Origin of the sequence: Streptomyces sp. MBT65 (assembly GCF_016612545.1) — a bacterium.
Lineage (GTDB): Bacteria > Actinomycetota > Actinomycetes > Streptomycetales > Streptomycetaceae > Streptomyces.
Genome location: NZ_JAENRY010000288.1, coordinates 1 through 21,218, shown reverse-complemented (window position 1 = coordinate 21,218; position 21,218 = coordinate 1). Strand labels below are relative to the sequence as shown.

The window sequence follows — 21,218 nt, the reverse complement described above, 5'->3', positions numbered from 1 at the left end:
AACGGCATCGAGGCGACCCGGGAGATCGGCCGGGTGGCGCCCCGGGTGGCCGTGCTGATGCTCACCATGGTCGAGGAGGACGACTCGGTGTTCGCCGCGATGCGGGCGGGCGCGCTGGGCTATGTCCTCAAGGGCGCGGGCCAGGACGAGATCGTGCGGGCGATCCGGGCGGTGGCCGCCGGTGAGGCGATCTTCGGTCCCGGTGTCGCCCGGCGCGTGCTCGGCCGGCTCAGCGCGCCCCCCGACCGCCCCGACCCGTGCCCGACCCTCACCCCGCGCGAACGGGACGTCCTCGCCCTGATCGCCGCGGGGCAGCCCAACTCGGTCGTGGCCGCCCGCCTGGGCCTGTCCCCGAAGACGGTCAGCAACCACATGTCGGCGGTCCTGGCCAAGCTGGGCGTCGCGGACCGCACGCAGGCGGTCGCGTGGGCGCGGGAGGCGGGACTGGGGCCGACGCCCGAGCCGTAAAGCCAACGGGCCTGGGCAAACAGCCGTAGGGCTACGGTCGCAGTGCCCGCATCAGCAGGTCCGCGAGGTGGTCGGCGACCTGCTGGGGGGACATGGGGCCGCCGGGGCGGTACCAGGTCGACAGGTGGTGGACCGAGCCGAAGTGGTAGTCCACGACGAGGTCCGCCGGGGTCGCCGTGGAGAAGACGCCCTCGCGCTGGCCCTCCTCGACGAGCCCGCGGAAGCGCTCGTGGTAGCGCCGGCGCTCGGCCCGTACCTGCTTGTTCTTCTCCGGGCTCAGATGGTGCATGGACCGGAAGAAGATCGACGCGTCGTCGAGATTGTCGATCGTCGTCACCACGACGTCCGCCGCCGCGGCCCGCAGCCGCTTCTCGATCGGCTCGTCGGCGTTCGCGAACACCTCGAGGCGCTCCTGCTGGACGCGCAGCACGCGCGCGTACACCTCGTGCAGGAGGTCGTCCTTGGAGCCGAAGTAGTGGTAGAGCGCCCCCTTGGTGACGCCCGCCGCCTCGACGATCTCCTGCACCGAGGTGCGGTCGTAGCCCTGCTCGGCGAAAAGCCGGGTGGCGGCGGCGAGGAGCCGCTGCGGGACAGGGGCCCCGTCTCCGTCGGTCGTCCTGGGCACTGCCGCCACCTGCCTTTTCTGACTGTTCACTCGCTGTCGTGCGACCGGGAACGCAGTTCCCGCCGGAGGATCTTCCCACTTGCCGTCTTGGGCAGGTCGGGCAGGATCTCCACCTGGCGCGGGTATTTGTAGGCGGCCAGTCTCTCCTTGCAGTACACGGCGAATTCATCGGGGTCGGTTTCGGCGCCCGGCCGGAGGCTGATGTACGCCTTCACGGTCTCGCCCCGGTACCCGTCGGGCACCCCGACGACGGCCGCCTCGCGCACCGCCGGGTGGGTGTACAGCACGTCCTCGACCTCGCGCGGCCACACCTTGAAGCCGGACGCGTTGATCATGTCCTTCTTGCGGTCGACGACGTACAGCCAGCCCTCCGGGTCCATGAACCCGATGTCCCCGGTGCGCAGTTCACCGTCCGGGAAGGTCTCGGCGGTGGCCTCGGGGCGCCGCCAGTACCCGGGCACGACCTGCGGCCCGCGCACCACGATCTCGCCCTGCTCCCCGAAGGGCACCTCCTCGCCCCGGTCGTCGACGATCCGTACGACGCTGTCGGGCCCCGGCACGCCCACCGCCAGCGTCCCGGACGCGGGGTCGACGGGCGCCTCCAGCTGGGGCGGCACGGACGCGCAGGGCGCGGTGCACTCGGTGAGGCCGTAGCCGTTGCGGATGTACGGCCCGAAGCCGGCCCGGAACTTCTCCACCAGGGCGGGCGGCAGCGGCGCGCCACCGGAGGAGATGTTCCGGAAGGACGCGAAGTGGTCCGGCGTGACGGCCGGGTGCGCGGCGAGCGCCATGAAGGCGGTCGACGGGCCGACCGTGTAGTGCGGCCGGTGCTCGGCGAACGCGTCGAGCACGACCCCGCCCTCGAACCGGTACACCAGCACCAGCGAGCCCCCGCTGACGAGGGACGCGCCCAACTGGCACACCATCCCGGTGATGTGGAACAGCGGCGCCATCGCGAAGTACACCGGCGCGTCCGGCAGTCCGAGCCCGGTGCGCTGGCGTTCGGCGTTGTACAGGATGTTGCCGTGGGTGTTGGTGGCCCCCTTCGGAGCACCGCTCGTCCCCGAGGTGTAGCTGATCAACGCGATGTCGGAGGGGGCGAGTTCACGTCCGTCGGGCGCCTTGTGTCCCTCCTTGGCGACGGCCACCAGGTCCTCGGCGTCGGAGGCCTGCGGCAACCGTTCGAAGGTGAGCACGCGCGCGTCCCCACGAGTCTGGAAATCCAGCTCGCACCCGGTGAGCACGATCCGCACCGGCGACCCGCTCTCCTCGACCGCGGCCGCCGTCTCGCGCAGATACGACTCCCAGGCCCGGTCGGAACAGATCAGCGCGGCCACCTCACCGTCCCGCAGGACGTGGGTGACCTCCCCCGACTTGTACATCGGGTTGACGGGGACGACGATCGCGCCCGCCTTCCAGGCACCGAGCAGGGCGATCACGAAGTGCGGCGAGTTCTGCAGCAGCACGGCGACCCGGTCACCGTGCTCAAGACCCCGCGCGGCCAGATATCCGGCGACGGAATCGCTCAGTTCGTCGACCTCGCGATAGCTGAGCCGGCCGTCGAAGTAGGTGAGGAAGGTGCGGTCGGGCGTCTCGGCGACCACCCTCCGCAGGGCATGCACCAAGGAGTCGTCAGGGCTGATCGCCCCTCGCTGGGCCTCGTTCAGCAGCCCCACCCAGGGCTTGGCGGCGTACAGGGAGTCGGTCATTCCCCGGCCTCCCACTTCTGCTGGATGTGGTTCATGGTGGTCAGCCAGCGATCCGGTTCGGCGGCCCTGTGCTGGTAGAACCCGGCGACCTCGGGGTGCGGCAGGATCAGGAAGCGCTCCTCCTCGATCCCCTTCATCAGGGCGTCGGCCACGGCGTCGGGCTCGATCGCGGTGGGCTGAAGCACCAGGTCACCCGCGCTGCCGCTGGCGGCGAGCATGTCGGTGCGAACCCCTTGCGGGCAGATCGCGTGGACCTTGATCCCCTTGTGCCGGTACGTCAGGGACAGCCACTCGGCGAAGGCGTACGCGCCGTGCTTGGTGACGCTGTAGGGCGCGGCCCCGATCATGGTGAGCAGCCCGGCGGCCGACACGGTGGACACGAACCGTCCGTCGCCGCGCTCCAGCCACCCCGGAATCAACGCCTCCGCGGCCCGCACATGAGCCATGACGTTCACGTCCCAGGCCTGTGCCCAGACGCTCTCACCGGCCGCTTCCGACCCGCCGGAGCCGACCCCGGCATTGGCGCAGTAGACGTCGACGGTCCCACCGAGAGCGTCCCGGGCCGCACCCACGACGGCGGAGGCGTCCCCCGGCACGGCGATCCCGCCGATCTCGTCGGCGACGGCTTTCGCCCGCTCACCGTCCAGATCGTTGACGACGACCCGGGCCCCTTCGGCGGCGAACCGCCGAGCGAGCGCGGCCCCGATGCCACCCCCGGCCCCCGTGACGACTACCCCGGCACCCTGAACGGCTTCCACCATCAATCTCCTTCGACTGCGGCTCCCCTGCCCAGCCAGACTAACCGGTCGGTATGTAACACCGGAAGGGCAAGTCCTTCAGGGGTGCGGGGCTGCGTCCGTGGGCGGCTCCGCCGCACGGACGCGAGCAACGACGACCGAGTCGCATCCTACGAACCACCTGCGGCAGCCCCTACCGTGCCGACATGCCCCTCACCAGAAGAACCCTCCTGGCAGCGACCCCGGCGGCAACCCTCACCCCCGCACTCCCCAAGGCTCCCGACCTGCGCACCGGCTTCGAGAACCTGGCCGCACACGACTACGCCCAGCTCAACGGCCGACGCATCGGAATCGTCACCAACCCCACCGGCATCACCAGAGACACCCATCACATCGTCGACGTCATGCACGCCAGCCCCCATGTGAACCTGGTCGCGGTCTTCGGCCCGGAACACGGCTTCCGAGGCACCGCACAGGCCGGCGGCTCCGAGGGCCACTACACCGACCCGGCCACCGAACTCCCCGTGTACGACACGTACTTGAAGAGCGGTCAGCCCCTCGCCGACATCTTCAGGACCGCCGGCGTCGACACCGTCGTCTTCGACATCCAGGACGTGGGCGCCCGCTTCTACACCTATATCTGGACCCTGTACGACTGCATGGAGGCGGCCCGACTCGCCGGCAAGCGCTTCGTCGTGCTCGACCGTCCGAACCCGGTCACCGGCCGCAGCGCCCAAGGCCCCGTCCTGCACAAGGAGTTCGCGACCTTCGTCGGCCGCAAGCCGATCGCGCAGACACACGGAATGACGGTCGCCGAGCTGGCGCGGCTGTTCAACGGAGAGTTCCTGACCAAGCCCGTCCCCCTGGAGACCGTACTGATGACGGGCTGGAAGCGGTCGGAGTTCTACGACGCCTGGTCGCTTCCGTGGGTGCCGCCGAGCCCCAACATGCCGACGCCGGACACCGCGCTCGTGTACTCCGGGACGTGTCTCTTCGAGGGGACGAACCTGTCCGAGGGGCGCGGCACGACCCGTCCCTTCGAACTGCTCGGCGCGGAGGGCATCGACGGACGCTGGGCCGCCGCGGTGAATCAACTCGCCCTGCCCGGCGTGCACTTCAGGGAGGCCTACTTCGCGCCCACCTTCTCCAAGTTCCAGGGCAAGACCGTCGGCGGGGTCCAGATCCATGTGCACGACCGGGCCGCGTACGACCCGGTCCGCACCGGGATCGCGCTGCTCGTGACCGCCAAGAAGGTCTGGAGCGGCTTCGGTTGGCGTTCGGACCACTGGATCGACAGGCTCACCGGGTCCGCGCGGGTGCGGACGGCGATCGACGCGGGGGCGAGTACGGACGAGGTGGTGGCGGGCTGGCAGGCGGAGTTGAAGGCGTTCCGACGGGTTCGAACTGAATACCTCCTCTACAAGTGACTCGCGACGTATGGCCAATCTTCACCGGTAGCGGGACGATGCGCCCACATCGAACCGCTCCGGGGGACGAGGAGGCCGGTCATGGCGGATCCGGCGATGAGTGTGAGCCCTTACTGGGAGTTGACCTTCGACGCCGACGGAGACGTCGACCAGCGAGAACGCGATCGGCTGCTGAGCGAGGTGCGGCAGCGCGGGGTCGGTGACCTGATCGTCTTCTCGCACGGGTGGAACAGCCAACGCGCCGGCGCGACCCGGCTCTACAGCCGGTTCTTCGCGCCGGTCCCGCGCCTCGCGCCGAAGGCGCGGATCGGGTACGTGGGCGTGATCTGGCCATCCATGGAGTTCCCGGACCAGCCGATTCCGAATTTCCCCCGATCACCGGCCGCCGTGGCGGAGTCGACGCGGCCGGCGCTCGACGACGACGCCCGGCACGCACTCCTCGACGCCTTTCCGGGCAAGGCTCCGGTGATCGACCAGATCGCCCGGATGCTGGACCAACAGCCTTCACAGGAAGCCGAGTTGGAGGAGTTCGGGCGGCTGGTGCGGACGCTGGTGGAGGTGGTGGCGCCGGGGCCGCAGGCGCTGTTCGGCGCGGACACGCTCGCGGAGGGGGTGCCGCAGTGCGAGCCGAGGATGTTCGCCGTCGGCCGCACGGCCGAGGTCTGCGAGCAGTTCGCGCAGGCGCTGGCCCACCTGGAGACACCGCAATCGCCAGGCCCGGTCACGGAGTTCGCGCTGCCGAACCCGTGGAAGGGCGCGCGGGAGCTGCTGCGGCAGGCGGCCTACTACGCGATGAAACGGCGCGCGGGCACGGTCGGCGAGCGGGGTCTGGGCCCGGTGGTCGGGCGGCTCGCGGCGGTGGCGCCGGAGGTGCGGGTGCATCTCGTGGGGCACAGTTTCGGCGGGCGTCTGGTGTCGTTCGCGCTCCGGGGTCTGCCCGAGGGAGTGCACTCGGTCAAGTCGGTGACGCTGCTCCAAGGGGCCTTCTCCCACTACGCGTTCGCCGCCCGGCTGCCGGACGACCCGCGTACCGGGGGTGTGCTGCAAGGTCAACAGAACCGCGTGGACGGGCCGTTGGTGTGCTGCTACTCGCACTGCGACTCGGCGCTCGGCACGATCTACCCGCTGGCCTCGCGGATGGCGGACGACGACTGCTCGTTCGCCGCCGTCGACATCGTCCGGGTGCTGGGCGACAAGTGGGGCGCGATGGGCCACGACGGGGTGCGGGCGGTGCCGGGCACCCGGTCGCTGACGCTGGCCGAGGCGCTCGACTCGCCGCTGCCGGACTCGGGGTGTGTGAACGTCGACGTCTGCTCGGTGGTGTGCCACGGCGGTCCGCCGACCGGGGCGCACAGCGACATCGTGCACCCCGAACTCGCCCGGGTGGTGCTGGCGGCGGGCCGGATCGACCGGCCCGCCACCGCTACGGCGTCACCGGTGTGAGGTGAACTCCACCACTTGCTGGAAGGTGGGCCGGTTCTGCCAACTGATGTTGTAGTGCTTGATGCCGCCCAGCGTGCGCTGGACGATCGAGTCGGCACACCACTGGTCGCCCGCCGAGCACAGCGAGTCCCCGGGGTAGACCGTGGCCGCGGTGGCGCCGGCCGCCGTCTTCAGTGTGCTGATGAGGATGTCCCGGCAGGCGCTGAGGCTGCCGCCACCGCAGTACTGCTGGGCCAGCGGTCCGGACACGGTCTGCCCGAGCACCGACCGGAGGTCCTTGTCGACGTAGCTCCACCAGCCGTACTGGAAGGAGCTTCCGGCGTGCGACCCGGTCGGGCCGTGGGCGGCCGAGGGGGTCTCGTCGATGTACAGGTTGTTGGTGAGGGCGGTGTACAGGGTGTCACCGAGGCCGGGTTGGAACTCGGCCTTCACCAGCGCCGGCCACCAGGCGTCGAGGATCCGGATGGCGTCGGCGTTGGCGTAGGTCTTGGAGCCGGCCGAGGTCTCGGTGCGTTTGCCGCCGGCGGTGAGCCAGGTCTGGAGCTTGGTGACGGCCGCGGCGGCGGTGGTGTCGGTGACCGTACTGCTGTTGATCACCTTCAGCATGTCGGGCAGCACGTCCTCGGCGCGCAGGTCGGTGAGCGAGGCGTCGGACATCGCCTTCACCAGCGAGGATCTGGTGATCCCGCCGGCCGCGACGAGTTTCTTCACCCGGTCGTCGAGGAGATTGCCGCGATGGACGGACCCGTCACCCCAACTGGCCGTCGTGTAGTTGAGGGCCTGTTTGTTGTTCCAGGAGATGTAGTAGTCCTGGTCGATGGAGTTGGGGTGCGCGGAGGCCGGGGTGTAGTCGGACGTGTTGGTGGTGGGGTCCCAGTTCTGCCACTCGTAGGCGGCCTGGCCCCAGACCGGGAACTCGGGGTCGACACCGCTGGCCCGCACCGGGTTGTTGCCGCTGTTGTAGTACGCGGTGTGCGAGGAGTCGGCGTAGAACCAGTTGAACGTGAAGTTGATGTGCTGGGCGGCGCTCTGGAAGGTCGCCGGACTCTTCACGTAGTCGGGGTCGTTGAGCATCTGGAAGCCGATGATCGAGTCGGCCTCATGCATGTAGCTGGAGCGCAGGGTGGTGTAGGCGACCTTTTTCCCGCCGACGGTCGCCCGGTACTCGACGGGTCCGTACTCCGTCTTCCACACCTTCATGGTGTACGACCCGGCAGCGGTGCCGTCGGCCGTGGTGGGCGCCCAGGTGTTCTTCTGCTCGATCTCCTCCATGGCCGTGCAGGCGCCGTGGAAGAGGTAGTGGTAGTCGTCCTGGCAGAGTTCGACGGCGTAGGTGTCGATGATGTCCTGGCCGGAGGTCGTGGCGGACCACGAGTAGTCCTGGCCGCGGCCGAGTTCGACGTACATGCTCAGGCCCGCGAAGGAGGCGCCGCGGGCGCTGATGCCCGGGCCCTGGATCTCCTGGAGCATGAGCAACTGCGGTGCGAAGTAGCCCGTTTGGGGTCCGAAGACGGCGATCGGGTGGCCGCTCGCGGTGTATTTGCCGCTCACCACAAGGGCGTTGGACATCCCGCGCTTGGCGGAGCTGAGGGCGGTGGCGGTCGCCGCGGCGGAGGCGGCGTTCGCGCTCTGGTCGGCGCCGGTGCCGGTGGCGTCGTAGACGAGTGGCTGGGTGGTCACCGAACCGGCGTCCGGCAGGGCCTCGCCCAGGGCGGTGGTGGGCTTGGTGCCGTACGGGAAGCTCTCGCCGTTGTGGACGGTGAGCACGGCCTCGGGGTCGTTGCGTTCGCGGAAGGACTCCCAGACCTTGGTGCCCTGTTCCACGCCGTACTTCTCCTGGGCGGCGAGCAGGGAGATCGCGTTGTTGACCTCGCCGCCGCCGCCGGAGCCGAACAGGGTGCCGATGACGGAGGCCAGCGCGACCAGGTCGGTGATCTTGAAGTGGTCGATCGTGCCGGCGTTGGTGATCGAGTCCTTGTGGCCGGTGAGGACGTACTCGCCGGGGAAGTAACGACCGCTGTCCGAGGCGTCGATGTAGGCGTTGATGCCGGCCAGATAGGCGTTGGCGTCGGCGAGCGCCTGCTGGCCGCGGGTGCCGTTGTTGGCGACGGCGTTGTCGATCTGGGCCTGCAACTCGGCCTCGGAGTACGGGGCGTTGCGGTAGAACTCCTGCTCAAGGCCCTGGTTGGAGGCCGCGCCGCCGGCGAAGGTGGTCAACTGTCCGCGTCCGACGTGCCGGAAGACGTCCATCAGCCACAGCCGGTCCTCGGCGGCGGCGTATCCGGCGCCGTACTCCGTGCCGTAGCGCGTGGTGCCTGTGATGTGCGGCACACCGGTCGCCTTGTCGCGGACGATCGTCACATCGGTGCGGCCGCTGGGGCTCTCGGTCGAGGCGACGTTGGCGGCGGGGACCCCGAACGAGGCGTCGTTGAAGAAGGTGTTGATCTTCGCGTCGGTCAGCGTGGAGGCGCCCGTGGCCAGGTTGGCGTAGGGGCCGAGCTGGTCCTCGGCGTGACTGGGCTGGGTGCCGAAGGCCTGGTTCAGGAGGATCTGGGCGAGGGTGGCGTTGCCGTTCTCGCCGGCCGGGAGGATGTCGGAGCACTGGCCGCCGCAGTAGTCGTTGGAGGCCGTGGCCGCCGACGCGGTGCCCTGGGCAAGAGGAGACAAAAGGGCGGCAATGAGGGCGCATACGGATGCGGCCTTCAGGAACCCGGGGAATCTGCCGGGAGTTCTCAGTCTGTCGAGGAAGTTACGTGGGGTGCGCCGAGGCATGGCGGCTCCTACCGACGGGGGTGTGGCCGGACGTTACCGCCGGTATCCCCGGGATTGAAGATGAACATGCGTCAAGTTTTGGATGGGCGTGAGCCGCTTATGGGGGGCATCGGAAATCGGATGGAGCCAAATCGCTTGTCGATACGTCTATTCGGCGACGTCCGTACGACGACGCCGAGGTGACCGAAGTACAGGTGCAGGTGTGACGGAGGTGCAGGGCGATGGCCGGTTTCCGGAGTCTGGCGAGACAGGTGCGAGATCCCCGGTGCGATCTGGCGCTGCGGCGCTACTCGCTGCGCAAGTGCCTTGAGCGGTTCGCCCCTTATGGGCACAGGGCGACCTGGGACCACTTGAGCTCCCGGGCCGGGTTCGGACCCGAGGACCGCTCCCCCGACCCGGCGCGGCTCGTGGCCGCACTGGACGAACTGGAGGAAGCGCGCAAGGTCTGGCTCGCGTATGAGGTCGGGTTCGCCGAACGCCGCAAGAAGGAGAAGCACGACGGGCTCCGCCGCCCGGGCACCGTGGACGACTGGCACCGGCTGACCTGGGGCGGCTTCGGTGTCGCCTGGTGCGACGACCCCCGTCTCCACCCCCATGAATCACTGGCCGAGGTGCTGCGACGGCTGATCGCCGCCCTGGAGCGCGAACCGGGTTCCGTGTGCCCGGTGTGCGCCGGGGAGCGCCTCCAGTGGAAGTACGACCTGGCCCACGAACCCTCCTCGGGCCCGGTCTGCACGGACTGCGGCATCGTCGTCCCGCGTCCGGTGCTCACGCCCGAGGCCCTGGCGTACGCCAGGCGCGGACGGCTGCTGATGTCGGCCTGAACCGGGGCGAATCGAAGAAGGGCGCCAGGGGTGCGCCGGGGATGCCGCACCCCTTTACGACCCGGCCGGTTTGCGCTTGCCGGTGCAACGGCCGAGGCTGCCGACGGCGTTCCGTCGACAGCCCGAAGCGGTGTGCCGCAGGGGTCAGCTGGCCTTCCAGACGTCGGCGAAACTGCCGCCGGAGATCGAGCCCGGCTGGGCCCGTACGGCGGAGCTGCTGCTCTTCGTCATGACGATCTCGTTCGGCGAGAAGGTGTCCAGGTTGCTGCCGTTGGCCTTGGCCCCGGTGAAGGTCACGGTGCCGAAGTTCGCCAGGCTCGCGACCGAGCCGCCGACCTCGGGGGCCTCGGCGATGACCTCGGCGGAGGCGTTCTTGAAGCCGGACGAGCCCGCGTGGGTCGTCGTCTTCGTCCAGCCCTCGGTGGAGTCGGCGAGGGTCATGGTGAAGGTGGAGCCGGTGTAGGTCACGGTCGCGGTGAACTTGTCGCCGCCCTTGACGGTGACACCGGAGTACGCGCTCTCGGATGCGGGCAGCACCTCCCACCACGCGCCGTAGGTGGCCTTGCCGCCGATGCAGTCGGCCTCCGTACCGGTCTGCTCCAGCGCGGAGTTGCTGTAGCCGTCGAGGCCGACCCAGAAGGAGGAGTACGTGGTGGCCGAGCCACAGGTGACCGTCGGCTGGGTCCAGGCCGAGGTCACGGACGTGTACGCGCCGGTCGAGCCCGTGGCCGCGTAGCCGGACCAGTTGGTGGACGAGACGGTGGCGTTGACCTTGCCGGGCCGGGCGAGTCCGCGCAGCGTGTGGCTCTCGTGGCTCGCTATGGACTGGGTGAGCTGGGCGGGGGTGTTCGAGGCGGCCAGCGAAGGGGTGGCCAGAGCGGCGGTGAGGGCGGCGGCAGTGACGAGAACGAACCCGGCGGAAGATCTCGGGGACATGACTCTCCGTCATTCGAGGGGGTGGGGGGCTGCCATGACGGCAGTGGACAGCAGCTTCCGCGAGGCCTCATGAGCATGGCAAGACGGTCAAGCCCCTTCAGTCTTGCGGGAATTGACGGCGCAACAACTGAGAAATCTGACAGGTTCATTCAAATTTGATCAATCACCGGGCAAGACTGACCAAACTTCAGGGCAACGCCCTTCCGCCCCACGGCGGCCCTGACCTGAGCTGGAGTACGTGACTTCCAGACCGGGGTACGTGACGTCCGGATCCGAGACGATGCCGTTCCACGAGGCCTTGCGCGCGGCCATCGCGGCCAGCGGCCTGAGCCTGGACCGGATCCAGGACCGGCTGCTGCGCCGCGGCACCCCGGTGGCGTCGGCGACGCTCAGCTCCTGGCAGTCCGGGCGCTACCAGCCGGAACGGCAACGGTCGTTGGCGGCACTCGCCGTACTGGAGGACGTCCTACGGCTGCCGCCCGGCGCGCTCGCCGGACTGCTCGGCCCGCCCCGGCCGAGGGGCCGCTGGCTGCCACCGGACGGCCACCACCCGGATCTGGCCCGGGCCTGGTCGGACCACCACGACCTCACCTCCGTCCTCGCCGCGCTCGACACCCGCTGGGACGACAGCCTGACCAGGCTCAGCTGTCACAACCGGGTCGACGTGGCCGCCGACCGCAGCGTCCGCTCGATGACCAGCCGCCGACTGCTGCGCGCCGAGGCGGACGGCGCGGACCGCTGGATCGCCCTGTACCGCCTGGACACCCCCGGTCCGTTGCCGCGGTTCCGGCTGGCGGCCCCGGCCCGGCTGGGCACCCTCCTCGAACTGCCCGCCGAGGGGCTGGTGGCCGCAGAGCTGCTCTTCGACCGCCCGCTCGCACGCGGCGAGACCGTGATCGTCGACTACACGGTGGAGCATCGGGATCCGCGCCCGTACTCCCTGCGCGCCGAGACGGCGATTCACGTGCCGATGCGCGAACACCTCCTTGAGGTCCGCTTCGCGAAAGGGGCGCTGCCGCGCGCGTGTTACTCGTTCCGCACGAACGGCCTCGACGCCCACGCCGGTGCCGCGCGGCCCAGGGAGCAACGGCTGCGGGTGGACGCGTCGGGGTCGGTGCACACGGTGGCGTTGGGGGTGGGGCCCTGCCGGGTCGGGATCCGGTGGGTGTGGGCGTGAGGGGGCGGACGGCCGAGCACCGGGCATCGCCAGTGGACGGGCAGGCGTTGTCAGTGGCGGGTGGCACCATCGAGGCATGGTGCAGGTCTGTCTCAACGGGGCCCGTGGGGCCGCCGACGGCTGGATGGTGCCGGTCTCGCCCGGGGCGTTGGCCGATGCCGCGGTGGAGGCTGTCGCGGCGGGGGCCACGGATGTCCACCTCCACCCCAAGTCCCCTTGTGGGGACGACACGTTGTCGCCGCGCGTCCTCGCGGTGACGCTGGACGCGATACGGGCGCGGGTGACCGTGCCGGTCGGCGTGACCACCGGCGCCTGGGCCGAGCCGGACCCCGCCGCCCGGCTGGAGCGGGTGCGCGGCTGGACGGTGCTGCCCGACCACGCCTCGGTCAACTGGCACGAGCCGGGCGCCGAGCAGGTAGCGGCGGCACTGCTGGACCGGGGCGTCGGCGTGGAGGCGGGCATCTGGTCGGGGACGGACGGCGCTGCCCGGTTCGCCGTCTCCCCGCTCCGCTCGAAGGTGCTGCGGGTCCTCGCGGAGGTGACCGACCCGGACCCGGACACGGCTGAGGCGTCCGCGCGTGCGCTTCTCTCCGACCTCGACACCGGCCACGGTCGCCCGGTGTTGCTGCACGGAGAGGACGGCGGCGCCTGGCCGGTGCTCCGCCTTGCGGGACGACTGGGGCTGGCGACCCGAACAGGCCTGGAGGACACGCTGTTCCTGCCGGACGGTGAACGGGCCCTGTCCAACGCTCAGTTGGTCGCCGAGGCCTTGGTCCAGTACGGGTGGGCCCAGCGCTCGTCGTAGGGCAGCGCGAGGAGTTCGGCCTGTACGGCGAGGTCGGACTCGCCCTGCGCGCGGAGGCGGGCGGCACCGGGGCCGGCCAGCCAGGTGCGCAGATCCGCCACGCCGGAGTCCTCGCCGTCGTCGTACCACCACGGGAACGGGGAGAAGTCGGACAGCAGGTCGTAGAGCCAGCTCTCGGTGCAGTGCGCGAGGTGCGCGTCCGCGACCGGGCCCGGTGTCCACCCGTCGAGGAACGGCAGCACGGCTCCGGCGATCGTGACGCAGGTCTCGAAGGTGTCGTCGATGTCGTAGGGCGGCTCGGGCAGGGTGAGGGTGTGCTGCCACCAGGCGTGCAGGAAGGCCTCGATCGCGGCGGCCTGCTCGGCCGGCCAGGAGCGCCAGTCCACCCGGCTGAGTCCATGGTCGCCGTAGCCGATCGAGCCCAGGGTGCCCTCGGCCATCGCCCGGGCGGCCTGCGGCAGCAGGCGTCGCATCACGGCCGGGTGGTCGTCGAAGTGGTCGGGCACCTCGAAGAGGTAGTACCGCACCACGTCCAGGGGCACGCGGGTGTACGGCGTGCGCAGGAACGCGGTCTCCTCGGGTGCGTGGCAGTATCCGCAGCCGGTCTCGTGCGGGCTGGCGAATCCGTCGAAGACCGTGTCGATGTCCGCGAGGGCGGCGGCAAGTGCGGCTGAGGCCATGGGAGTTGGTCCCGTCGGTACTCCGTGCACGGCGTCGCCGCCGGCCGAAGAGACCGACGCTAGCAGCCACAAATCCCTTCGCTCCACCCCTTTCGGATCAGGACAGTTGAGGGCGATGAAACCCAACTGAGTAGTCCGAGGAGCCCAGATGTCGACGCTGCGCGTCACCGCCGAAGTGCTGACCGTCCACGACCACCCGAACGCCGACGCCCTCGAACTGGCCCAGGTCGGCCTGTATCGGGCCGTCGTCGCCAAGGGGGCGTACCGCACCGGTGACACCGCCGTCTACATCCCCGAGCAGTCCGTGCTTCCGGCCGCGCTGATCGAGGAGTTGGGGCTGACGGGACGTCTCGCGGGGAGCAACGCCGACCGGGTCAAAGCGGTGCGCCTGCGCGGTGAGCTGTCGCAGGGCATCGTGTGCCGGCCGAAGGCCCTCGCCGACGTCGATCTGGCCCGGGCCGCCCTGGACGGCACCGACTTCGCGGAGCGGCTCGGCATCGTCAAGTGGGTGCCGCCGATCCCGCCCACGATGAGCGGTGACGTCGAGTCCGCGCCCGATCTGCTGCCCTGGGTGGACATCGAGAACATCCAGCGGTTTCCCGGCATCTTCGAACCGGGCGAGGCTGTGGTCCTGACCGAGAAACTGCACGGCTCCGCCTGCCTGTTGACCTACGTCGCCGAGCCCGAGGGCGACGGCAAGGGTGGCCGCGTACAGGTCTCCTCGAAGGGCTTCGGCGCCAAGTCCCTTGCCCTGACGGAGGATCCACGCAATCTGTACTGGCGGGCGATCCACGGCCACGGCGTCCCCGAGGCCGCCGCCCGCCTCGCCGAACGGCTCGGCGCGCGCCGGGTCGGCATCTTCGGCGAGGTCTTCGGCGCGGGCGTGCAGGACCTGACGTACGGCGCCGACGGGCGCCGCGACACGCTCGGGTACGCCGTGTTCGACGTCTCCGCGGAGATCGACGGAGAGGTGCGCTGGCTGGACGCGGGCGAACTCCTCGACGGGGAGCTGCCGTTGGTGCCCCGGCTGTACGAGGGGCCGTACGACATCGAGCGGGTGCTGGAGGTCGCGAGCGGGCGGGAGACGGTGTCCGGGCGGGGGCTGCATCTGCGCGAGGGGGTCGTGATCCGGCCGGCCGTGGAGCGGTACAGCCCGGTGACGGGTGGCCGGGCGATCGCCAAGGCGGTGAGCGCGGCGTATCTGACGCGGAAGGGCGGTACCGAGTACGAGTGAGCAGGCTGTCCGGCGGCAGGGGCACGCCTGCCGCCGGACAGGCCGCCTAGACCCGCCCCTCCCCCCTTCGGTTTCCGCCCCGTTCGACCATGAGGCGGGAACCCGCTCCCCGTTCGCCGACCACGTCGTCCGGGTTCGACAGGACACAGGTCGCCAGGGAGAGGCAGCCGCAGCCGATGCAGTCGGTGAGGTGGTCGCGGAGGCGGTTGAGCTGCTTGATGCGCTCGTCGAGTTCGGAGCGCCAGGCCTCGGAGAGGCGGGCCCAGTCCTCGCGGGTCGGGGTGCGCTCCTCGGGGAGTTCGGCGAGCGCCTCGCGGATGGTGGCCAGCGGGATGCCGACGCGCTGGGCGGCCCGCACGAAGGCGACCCGGCGCAGGGTGTCACGGGTGTAGCGACGCTGGTTGCCCGTGGTGCGGCGGCTGCTGATCAGACCCTTGGCCTCGTAGAAGTGCAGGGCGGAGACGGCGGCACCGCTGCGGGCGGCGAGTTGGCCGACGGTCAGCTCGTGGATCTTCTCCGGAATCTGGGGCACCCCTCGAACCCTACCCATCCACCGGCACCGGTGTTCCGTTGACAGCGGCCCGGCATGCGACCATGCTAAGCAGTTGCTTAGGAATGGCGACACACATGAGCTGGATGACGTGAGAGGCCGGGACATGGCAGAGCCGAGGATCTTCACCTCCGTCGACGACCTGCGGGCGGCGGTCGGCGAGCAGCTGGGGTACAGCGACTGGGTGGAGGTGGACCAGAAGCGGATCGATCTGTTCGCGGACGCCACGGGCGACCACCAGTGGATCCACGTGGACCCGGAGAAGGCGGCGGCGGGACCCTTCAGGACGACGATCGCGCACGGCTACCTCACCCTGTCGCTGCTCCCCCTCTTCGGACCGCAGCTGATCAAGGTCGAGGGCGTGAAGATGGGCGTCAACTACGGGACGAACAAGGTCCGTTTCCCCGCCCCGGTCCCGGTCGACTCCCGGCTCCGCGCCACCGCGAAGATCACCGGTGTCGACGACGTGCCCGGCGGCGTCCAGGTGACCGTCGCGTTCTCCGTGGAGCGCGAGGGCGGCGACAAGCCGGTGTGCGTGGCCGAGTCGGTGTCGCGCTACTACCTCTGAGCGGCCAACGCCCTGACAGCCGCGGCTACTTGACCCCCACCATCCGCAGCACGAGGTCGGCGTAGAGCGCGCCGACCTCGTCGGGCGTCCGGGGGCCGTCGAGGCTGAACCAGCGCGCCACGTCGATGCACAGCGACAGGATCGCGAGGGTCGTGCCCTTCACGTCCGGCACGTCGAAGGAGCCGTCCGCCACCCCGTCCTCGACGATCCCGCGCACCTCGGCGTCGACCTGCCGGCGCAGCGCGAGGATCTCGGCGCGGGCGTCCGCACCGAGCGAGTCGAGTTCGTACTGCACGACCCGCGCGGTGGTACGACCGCCCGCGTGCCAGCGCACGAAGGAGCTCACGGCGTCGGCGAGCCGCTCGGCGGCGCTGCCCTCGCGCCCCGCCGCCGTACGCAGGATCTCCAGGGCCTTCTCGTGGCCGATCCTGCTGATGCGATGGAGCAGCTCTTCCTTGGTCTTGTAGTGGATGTAGAGGGCGGCCGGGCTCATCCCGGCGCGGCCCGCGATGTCGCGGGTGGTCGTCGCGTGGTAGCCGCGCTCGGCGAAGGCCTCCACGGCGGCGATCAGCAGTCGCCGGGCCGCGTCGGGCGTGACCTCCGCCCAGGCCTGCGGGTCGCCCGCGGTGGTCTCCTCCGCCGTACTCATCGCTCGTGAACCCCTCTTCGATGACCCTTGATGACGCTCGATGACAAGGGGACCACCATACCGCCGAACCTGAGCGAGCGCTTAGTCTCCCCGCTCAGAGCTTTTCGAACGGGTTGTAGGGGGTGCGCGCCGCATCCTGCCGGTCCCGGATCACTTTGGCGAGGGTGAAGGAGGAGGTGACGAGATACAGGACGGCGATCGCGAGGAAGGCCCGCACCCAGGCGTCGGCCTGGAGCTTGAAGATGCCGATGGCGGTCGCCGCGATGGCGACGGCGAAGGAGGCGACGGCCTGGCCGTAGAAGGCGGCCGTGTTCTGCGGTTTGCCCGATGCTTCACTCATGGGGACAAGCGTCCGCTTCTACGGCCGCCACCACATCCGTCGGCATACTCAGCTCGCGTACTCAGACCGCGCCCCACGTGGTGCGGCGGTCTTGGAGAGGACCGGCCTCAGAACGCCGAAATCCCGGTCAGCGCACGCCCGATGAGCAGTTTCTGGATCTGGCTGGTGCCCTCGTAGAGGGTCATCACGCGGGCGTCGCGCAGCAGTTTGCCGGCCGGGTACTCGTCGATGTAGCCGTAGCCGCCGAAGACCTGGAGCGCGTTGTTGGCGGCGCGGACGGCCGCCTCCGAGGCGAAGAGCTTGGCCTTGGAGGACTCGGTGGCGAAGGGGAGCCCGCGGTCGACGAGGTCGGCCACGCGCCAGGTCAGCAGTCGGGCCGCGTCCACGTCGACGGCGATGTCGCTGATGAGTTCCTGGACGAGCTGGTGGTGGGCGATGGGTTTGCCGAACTGCTCGCGCTCACCGGCGTATCGGACCGCCACGTCCAGCGCGGCCTGGGCGATGCCGACGCAGCCCGCCGCGACCGACATCCGTCCCTTGGCGAGTGCCGACATGGCGACGGAGAAGCCCTTGCCCTCGGGGGCGAGCATCGCCGACGCCGGGACCCGTACGTCCTCCAGGACCAGTTCGGCGGTGGCCTGGCCGCGCAGGCCGAGCTTGCCGTGGATGGTGCGGCGGGTCAGGCCCGGGGTGTCGGTCGGGACGAGGAAGGCCGAGACGCCCTTGTGGCCGGGGGCGTCCGTCGAGCGCGCGAAGAGCAGCACGACATCGGCCCAACTGCCGTTCGTGATGAACATCTTGGTGCCGTTGATGACGTAGTCGTCGCCGTCGCGGACCGCCCGGGTGGTGAGGTTGCCCGCGTCGGAACCGGTGCCGGGTTCGGTGAGGCCGAAGCAGCCGACGTACTCGCCGGAGGTGAGCCCCGGCAGCCAGCGCCGCTTCTGCTCCTCGCTCCCCCAGGCCGCGATCGACTTCGCGACCAGCCCCAGCGACACGGAGACGATGCCGCGCACGGAGGAGTCCCCGCGGCCGAGTTCCTCGGTGACCAGGCAGTACGCGAGATGGTCGCCGCCCGAGCCGCCGTACTCCTCGTCGATGGTCAGTCCCAGGAAGCCGACGCCGCCGAGCTTCTTGACGATCGAGCGGTCGACCTCCTCCGCGCGGTCCCAGGCGATGACGTGCGGGGAGATCTCGCGGTCCACGAAGTCCTTGGCGAGCCGCCGTACGGCCTCCTGCTCCTCGCTCAGTCCCAGGTCCATCGCGCGTCACCCCAAAGCCGTATGCCGATTGGCGCACATTTAAATTAGCACTGCTAGTTTCACTCTCGCAGCCCTACTATGTGCGCCATGGCCCGACCGCGCAAGCCCCTCCTCAGCACCGACCGGATCGTCGAGACGGCCCGTGTGCTGGTGGACGCGGAGGGCTTGGCGGCCGTCTCCACGCGTCGGCTCGCCGCCGAGCTGGGGGTGAGCGGGCCCTCGCTCTACAACCACTTCCGCACGAAGGACCAGATCCTGGAGGCGGTCGCGGACTCGGTGAGCGCGCAGGTCGATCTGTCGATGTTCGAGGACGGACGGGACTGGCGTACCGCGCTGCACGACTGGGCCGTGTCCTATCGGTCCGCGCTGCGCGACCATCCGAACATCGTGCCGGTGCTGGCGACGGGGCCCGGGCGGCGGCCGGCGGGGTTGCGGCTCGCGGACGCGGTCTATGGGGCGATGGTCGGTGCGGGGTGGCCGCCTGCGCAGGCCACGTCGATCGGGGCGTTGATGCGGTACTTCATCATGGGGTCGGCGTTGGGGTCGTTCGCCGGGGGGTTTGTGGACGACGAGAGTGCGTACGACCCTGCCGACTATCCGCATCTCGGGCAGGCGCATCTTCTTGCCGAGCAGCAGGAGAAGGTGGATGAGCGGGCTTTTGAGGTGGGGTTGGCTGCGTTGTTGGAGGGGTTGGCGGGGCAGTTCTCGGAGATGCGGCGTGCCGGGTAGGTTCCGTTGATTGCGGGTGTGGGTGCGTCGCAGCCGGGTGCGCCCACGCGGCGGAGCCGCACATCGATACAGCCCCGCGCCCCTGGGGAATTGCGCCTGCCGTGAGTCAAGAGGTGTGCAGGATCGCCTCCGGTAGGTACGCCGAAACCACCCAGTTTGAAGCGTCCACGACCTCCGTGATCCTCAGGTCCACGGCCACGCTGCACAGGACGTACGCGTCGATCGGGGCGAGGCCGTAGCGGGTGCCGAGGTGGTCGATCATGGCGCGGGTCGCGTCCTGGGCGGCGCGCACGAGGTCGGGGGCTACGCCCATCGTGGCGTAGTGGCCGGCGCGGTCGGCGTCGGTGCGGAGGGGGCCGGTCGTTTCGAACTGGGGGGCCGGGATGCGGCGGCCCTTGTGCAGGCGGATGCGGGCCGTGCCCGACAGGGACGCCTCGATCGCGCTGACGCACAACTCGCCGTCGCCCTGGGCCGCGTGGGGATGGCCGAGGCCGAGGCGGGCGCCGGGGACCTGGACCGGGAGGTGGAGCCTGGTGCCGACGACCAGGTCCTTGCAGTCGACGTTGCCGCCGAAGTGGCCCGGCGGGAGCACACTTTGGGGCTCGGCCGTGTCCGGGCAGACCCCAACCACCCCACAGAAGGGGCGGATCGGGATGTCGGCCACGTCCAGGAAGTTGGCCGTGTCGCCGCCGCTCAGGTCCCACAGGTGCAGATGCGCGTCGGGGAAGTCCTCGGTGAGCAGGCCGAGTCCGGGGAGTACGGCCGTCCAGCCCCAGTCCACCGACCGCAGTTCGAGGAACTCGACCTCCAGTACGTCGCCCGGCTCGGCGTCCCTGACCACGATGGGCCCAGCCAGCGGATAGACCCGGTCCCAGTCGAAACCCGCGACCGCGTCGACGGTCGACCCCGGGTCGAACTGCCCGTCCGTCGCCTCGGTGAGGTCGAACGACACGGTGTCGCCTTCCTCGACCTCCAGCACGGGCTCGTGCTCGGTCGACCACAGGCGATGCACGCGCTTCGGTACGGAGTGGTGGCTCATCGGACCGTCCTCACCTGTCGGTACGTGTGCCGGACTCTGCCCCTCCGACCACATCGACGACAAGCCTCACAGGCAAGAAATATCACCCCATGGGCACTAAGCCCCTCCTCGGACCCGCACCCTGACCCTGACGTCTGATTTCCGCCAGCGGTATCGCCCCGTCGCCGCCTAACCTCGGCACATGACGAAACCCCTCCGCCGTACCGAACAGGCCGCCGCCGCGGCCGCTGTCGTCACCGTCGTGCTGTGGGCCTCCGCGTTCGTGTCCATCCGGAGTGCGGGCAGTGCCTACTCGCCGGGCGCGCTGGCGCTGGGGCGGCTGGCGAGCGGGGCCCTGGCACTGGGCGCGCTCTCTCTCGTACGGCGAGAAGGGGTGCCGCCGCGGTCCGCGTGGCGGGGGATCGCGATCTCGGGCGCGCTGTGGTTCGGCTTCTACATGGTCGTCCTGAACTGGGGCGAGCAGCAGGTCGACGCCGGTACCGCCGCCCTCGTCGTGAACATCGGGCCGATCCTCATCGCGCTGCTCGGCTCACGACTGCTCGGTGACGCGATGCCGCCGCGGCTGCTCGCGGGGATGGCGGTGTCGTTCGCCGGTGCAGTGACGGTGGGGTTGTCGATGTCGGGCGAGGGCGGGTCGTCCGTGCTCGGCGTGGTGCTGTGTCTGCTCGCGGCGGTCGCCTACGCGGGTGGGGTCGTCGCCCAGAAACCGGCCCTCGGCCGGGCGAGCGCGCTCCAGGTGACGACGTTCGGGTGTCTCGTCGGGGCGGTGCTGTGTCTGCCGTTCACCGGGCAGCTCGTCCACGAGGCGGCCGACGCGCCCGTCTCCGCCACGCTCAACATGGTCTATCTGGGCATCTTCCCGACCGCGCTCGCCTTCACGACCTGGGCGTACGCCCTGGCCCGGACCACCGCCAGCAAGATGGGCGCGACGACGTACGCGGTGCCCGCGCTGGTCGTCCTGATGTCGTGGCTGGTGCTCGGCGAGGTGCCGGGGTTGCTCACGCTGGCGGGCGGGGTGCTGTGTCTGGCGGGCGTGGCGGTGTCGCGGTCCCGGCCGGGCGCGAAGGCCAAGGCAAGGGCGGAGCGGGCTGCGGCGACGGAGGAGCCACAGCCCGAACAGGTGCCGTGAACAAGGGAGTTCAGGCCGAACGGGTGCCATGGACCGCCAGGGAGTTCAGGCGGAGCCGGTGCCATGGGCCGGGGAGTTCAGGCCGAACCGGCGCCATGAGCAAGGCCATTCAGCCTGA

General features: G+C 70.2%; 21 protein-coding genes. 10 read left to right on the top strand and 11 right to left on the bottom strand.

Annotated features, from left to right (window positions below; all coding sequences use genetic code 11):
- A partial coding sequence (locus tag JHN63_RS41095; protein WP_200690226.1) for a response regulator transcription factor occupies positions 1–468 on the top strand: 468 nt, incomplete at its 5' end.
- Positions 469–499: 31 nt separating this feature from the next.
- Here JHN63_RS41095 and JHN63_RS41090 read toward each other — a convergent pair.
- From JHN63_RS41090 to JHN63_RS41080, 3 genes are read right to left on the bottom strand one after another with little or no spacing between them, the layout of a single operon-like run.
- The gene (locus JHN63_RS41090) at positions 500–1,093 is read right to left on the bottom strand and encodes a TetR/AcrR family transcriptional regulator (RefSeq protein ID WP_200690225.1); all 594 of its coding nucleotides are present in this window, start codon (positions 1,091–1,093) and stop codon (positions 500–502) included.
- 26 nt (positions 1,094–1,119) lie between these two features.
- Complete coding sequence (locus JHN63_RS41085; protein WP_200690224.1) at positions 1,120–2,802, bottom strand: class I adenylate-forming enzyme family protein; 1,683 nt, start codon at positions 2,800–2,802, stop codon at positions 1,120–1,122.
- The gene (locus JHN63_RS41080) at positions 2,799–3,563 is read right to left on the bottom strand and encodes an SDR family oxidoreductase (RefSeq protein WP_200690223.1); all 765 of its coding nucleotides are present in this window, start codon (positions 3,561–3,563) and stop codon (positions 2,799–2,801) included. Before JHN63_RS41080 ends, JHN63_RS41085 begins: the two co-directional genes overlap by 4 nt.
- A 182-nt stretch (positions 3,564–3,745) precedes the next feature.
- Here JHN63_RS41080 and JHN63_RS41075 point away from each other — a divergent pair, with 182 nt between their 5' ends.
- Both JHN63_RS41075 and JHN63_RS41070 read left to right on the top strand, forming a co-directional pair.
- Entirely contained in the window at positions 3,746–4,966 is a 1,221-nt protein-coding gene (locus JHN63_RS41075) for an exo-beta-N-acetylmuramidase NamZ domain-containing protein (protein ID WP_200690222.1), read from the top strand.
- An 81-nt stretch (positions 4,967–5,047) separates the two neighbouring features.
- A complete protein-coding gene (locus JHN63_RS41070; protein WP_200690221.1) occupies positions 5,048–6,409 on the top strand; it encodes a serine-threonine protein kinase in 1,362 nt (453 codons plus the stop codon).
- Here JHN63_RS41070 and JHN63_RS41065 read toward each other — a convergent pair.
- Entirely contained in the window at positions 6,398–9,181 is a 2,784-nt protein-coding gene (locus tag JHN63_RS41065; RefSeq protein ID WP_200690220.1) for a penicillin acylase family protein, read from the bottom strand. The genes JHN63_RS41070 and JHN63_RS41065 overlap by 12 nt on opposite strands.
- Before the next feature lie 221 nt (positions 9,182–9,402).
- Between JHN63_RS41065 and JHN63_RS41060 the strand changes: the two genes are divergently transcribed.
- Positions 9,403–10,005, top strand: coding sequence for a hypothetical protein (locus JHN63_RS41060; RefSeq protein WP_200690219.1), 603 nt, complete (start codon positions 9,403–9,405; stop codon positions 10,003–10,005).
- Between the two features lie 144 nt (positions 10,006–10,149).
- On the opposite strand, the gene JHN63_RS41055 is transcribed toward JHN63_RS41060, so the two are convergent.
- A complete protein-coding gene (locus JHN63_RS41055; protein ID WP_200690218.1) occupies positions 10,150–10,941 on the bottom strand; it encodes a G1 family glutamic endopeptidase in 792 nt (263 codons plus the stop codon).
- A 259-nt stretch (positions 10,942–11,200) separates the two neighbouring features.
- Here JHN63_RS41055 and JHN63_RS41050 point away from each other — a divergent pair, with 259 nt between their 5' ends.
- Positions 11,201–12,118 (top strand): hypothetical protein, encoded by a 918-nt coding sequence (locus JHN63_RS41050; RefSeq protein WP_307782102.1) that lies wholly within the window; start codon positions 11,201–11,203, stop codon positions 12,116–12,118.
- A 76-nt stretch (positions 12,119–12,194) separates the two neighbouring features.
- The gene (locus tag JHN63_RS41045) at positions 12,195–12,923 is read left to right on the top strand and encodes a 3-keto-5-aminohexanoate cleavage protein (protein ID WP_200690217.1); all 729 of its coding nucleotides are present in this window, start codon (positions 12,195–12,197) and stop codon (positions 12,921–12,923) included.
- Here the strand turns inward: JHN63_RS41045 and JHN63_RS41040 are convergent.
- Positions 12,869–13,603 (bottom strand): hypothetical protein, encoded by a 735-nt coding sequence (locus tag JHN63_RS41040; protein ID WP_200690216.1) that lies wholly within the window; start codon positions 13,601–13,603, stop codon positions 12,869–12,871. The genes JHN63_RS41045 and JHN63_RS41040 overlap by 55 nt on opposite strands.
- A gap of 148 nt (positions 13,604–13,751) precedes the next feature.
- Here JHN63_RS41040 and JHN63_RS41035 point away from each other — a divergent pair, with 148 nt between their 5' ends.
- Positions 13,752–14,837: an RNA ligase (ATP) gene (locus JHN63_RS41035; protein ID WP_200690215.1), complete on the top strand. Its 1,086-nt coding sequence runs from the start codon at positions 13,752–13,754 to the stop codon at positions 14,835–14,837.
- A 46-nt stretch (positions 14,838–14,883) separates the two neighbouring features.
- Here JHN63_RS41035 and soxR read toward each other — a convergent pair whose 3' ends face one another.
- The gene (soxR, locus tag JHN63_RS41030) at positions 14,884–15,369 is read right to left on the bottom strand and encodes a redox-sensitive transcriptional activator SoxR (protein WP_307782101.1); all 486 of its coding nucleotides are present in this window, start codon (positions 15,367–15,369) and stop codon (positions 14,884–14,886) included.
- Between the two features lie 124 nt (positions 15,370–15,493).
- Here soxR and JHN63_RS41025 point away from each other — a divergent pair, with 124 nt between their 5' ends.
- Positions 15,494–15,955: a MaoC family dehydratase gene (locus JHN63_RS41025; RefSeq protein ID WP_200690213.1), complete on the top strand. Its 462-nt coding sequence runs from the start codon at positions 15,494–15,496 to the stop codon at positions 15,953–15,955.
- 25 nt (positions 15,956–15,980) lie between these two features.
- On the opposite strand, the gene JHN63_RS41020 is transcribed toward JHN63_RS41025, so the two are convergent.
- The 3 genes from JHN63_RS41020 to JHN63_RS41010 all read right to left on the bottom strand — a co-directional run bounded on the left by JHN63_RS41020 (position 15,981) and on the right by JHN63_RS41010 (position 18,203).
- Positions 15,981–16,604, bottom strand: coding sequence for a TetR/AcrR family transcriptional regulator (locus JHN63_RS41020; RefSeq protein ID WP_200690212.1), 624 nt, complete (start codon positions 16,602–16,604; stop codon positions 15,981–15,983).
- 94 nt (positions 16,605–16,698) lie between these two features.
- Positions 16,699–16,944 (bottom strand): YiaA/YiaB family inner membrane protein, encoded by a 246-nt coding sequence (locus tag JHN63_RS41015; RefSeq protein WP_200690211.1) that lies wholly within the window; start codon positions 16,942–16,944, stop codon positions 16,699–16,701.
- A 107-nt stretch (positions 16,945–17,051) separates the two neighbouring features.
- Positions 17,052–18,203 (bottom strand): acyl-CoA dehydrogenase family protein, encoded by a 1,152-nt coding sequence (locus JHN63_RS41010; protein WP_200690210.1) that lies wholly within the window; start codon positions 18,201–18,203, stop codon positions 17,052–17,054.
- Positions 18,204–18,290: 87 nt separating this feature from the next.
- On the opposite strand from JHN63_RS41010, the gene JHN63_RS41005 reads away from it, so the two are divergent.
- Positions 18,291–18,932: a TetR/AcrR family transcriptional regulator gene (locus tag JHN63_RS41005; RefSeq protein WP_200690209.1), complete on the top strand. Its 642-nt coding sequence runs from the start codon at positions 18,291–18,293 to the stop codon at positions 18,930–18,932.
- Between the two features lie 106 nt (positions 18,933–19,038).
- Here JHN63_RS41005 and JHN63_RS41000 read toward each other — a convergent pair whose 3' ends face one another.
- Positions 19,039–19,971, bottom strand: a complete 933-nt coding sequence (locus JHN63_RS41000) for an acetamidase/formamidase family protein (protein WP_200690208.1) — start codon at positions 19,969–19,971, stop codon at positions 19,039–19,041.
- A 181-nt stretch (positions 19,972–20,152) separates the two neighbouring features.
- Between JHN63_RS41000 and JHN63_RS40995 the strand changes: the two genes are divergently transcribed.
- Complete coding sequence (locus JHN63_RS40995) at positions 20,153–21,100, top strand: DMT family transporter (RefSeq protein ID WP_200690207.1); 948 nt, start codon at positions 20,153–20,155, stop codon at positions 21,098–21,100.
- The last annotated feature ends 118 nt before the right edge of the window (positions 21,101–21,218 follow it).

Bases quoted from the DNA above. Each gene is read 5' to 3' on its own strand.
- JHN63_RS41010 (WP_200690210.1), bottom strand. From the start codon at position 18,203: ATGGACCTGGGACTGAGCGAGGAGCAGGAGGCCGTACGGCGGCTCGCC.
- JHN63_RS41080 (WP_200690223.1), bottom strand. From the start codon at position 3,563: ATGGTGGAAGCCGTTCAGGGTGCCGGGGTAGTCGTCACGGGGGCCGGG.
- JHN63_RS41025 (WP_200690213.1), top strand. From the start codon at position 15,494: ATGGCAGAGCCGAGGATCTTCACCTCCGTCGACGACCTGCGGGCGGCG.
- JHN63_RS41065 (WP_200690220.1), bottom strand. From the start codon at position 9,181: ATGCCTCGGCGCACCCCACGTAACTTCCTCGACAGACTGAGAACTCCC.
- JHN63_RS41015 (WP_200690211.1), bottom strand. From the start codon at position 16,944: ATGAGTGAAGCATCGGGCAAACCGCAGAACACGGCCGCCTTCTACGGC.
- JHN63_RS41000 (WP_200690208.1), bottom strand. From the start codon at position 19,971: ATGAGCCACCACTCCGTACCGAAGCGCGTGCATCGCCTGTGGTCGACC.
- JHN63_RS41060 (WP_200690219.1), top strand. From the start codon at position 9,403: ATGGCCGGTTTCCGGAGTCTGGCGAGACAGGTGCGAGATCCCCGGTGC.
- JHN63_RS41020 (WP_200690212.1), bottom strand. From the start codon at position 16,604: ATGAGTACGGCGGAGGAGACCACCGCGGGCGACCCGCAGGCCTGGGCG.
- JHN63_RS41035 (WP_200690215.1), top strand. From the start codon at position 13,752: ATGTCGACGCTGCGCGTCACCGCCGAAGTGCTGACCGTCCACGACCAC.
- JHN63_RS40995 (WP_200690207.1), top strand. From the start codon at position 20,153: ATGACGAAACCCCTCCGCCGTACCGAACAGGCCGCCGCCGCGGCCGCT.
- JHN63_RS41045 (WP_200690217.1), top strand. From the start codon at position 12,195: ATGGTGCAGGTCTGTCTCAACGGGGCCCGTGGGGCCGCCGACGGCTGG.
- JHN63_RS41040 (WP_200690216.1), bottom strand. From the start codon at position 13,603: ATGGCCTCAGCCGCACTTGCCGCCGCCCTCGCGGACATCGACACGGTC.
- JHN63_RS41085 (WP_200690224.1), bottom strand. From the start codon at position 2,802: ATGACCGACTCCCTGTACGCCGCCAAGCCCTGGGTGGGGCTGCTGAAC.
- JHN63_RS41005 (WP_200690209.1), top strand. From the start codon at position 18,291: ATGGCCCGACCGCGCAAGCCCCTCCTCAGCACCGACCGGATCGTCGAG.
- JHN63_RS41070 (WP_200690221.1), top strand. From the start codon at position 5,048: ATGGCGGATCCGGCGATGAGTGTGAGCCCTTACTGGGAGTTGACCTTC.
- JHN63_RS41055 (WP_200690218.1), bottom strand. From the start codon at position 10,941: ATGTCCCCGAGATCTTCCGCCGGGTTCGTTCTCGTCACTGCCGCCGCC.
- JHN63_RS41075 (WP_200690222.1), top strand. From the start codon at position 3,746: ATGCCCCTCACCAGAAGAACCCTCCTGGCAGCGACCCCGGCGGCAACC.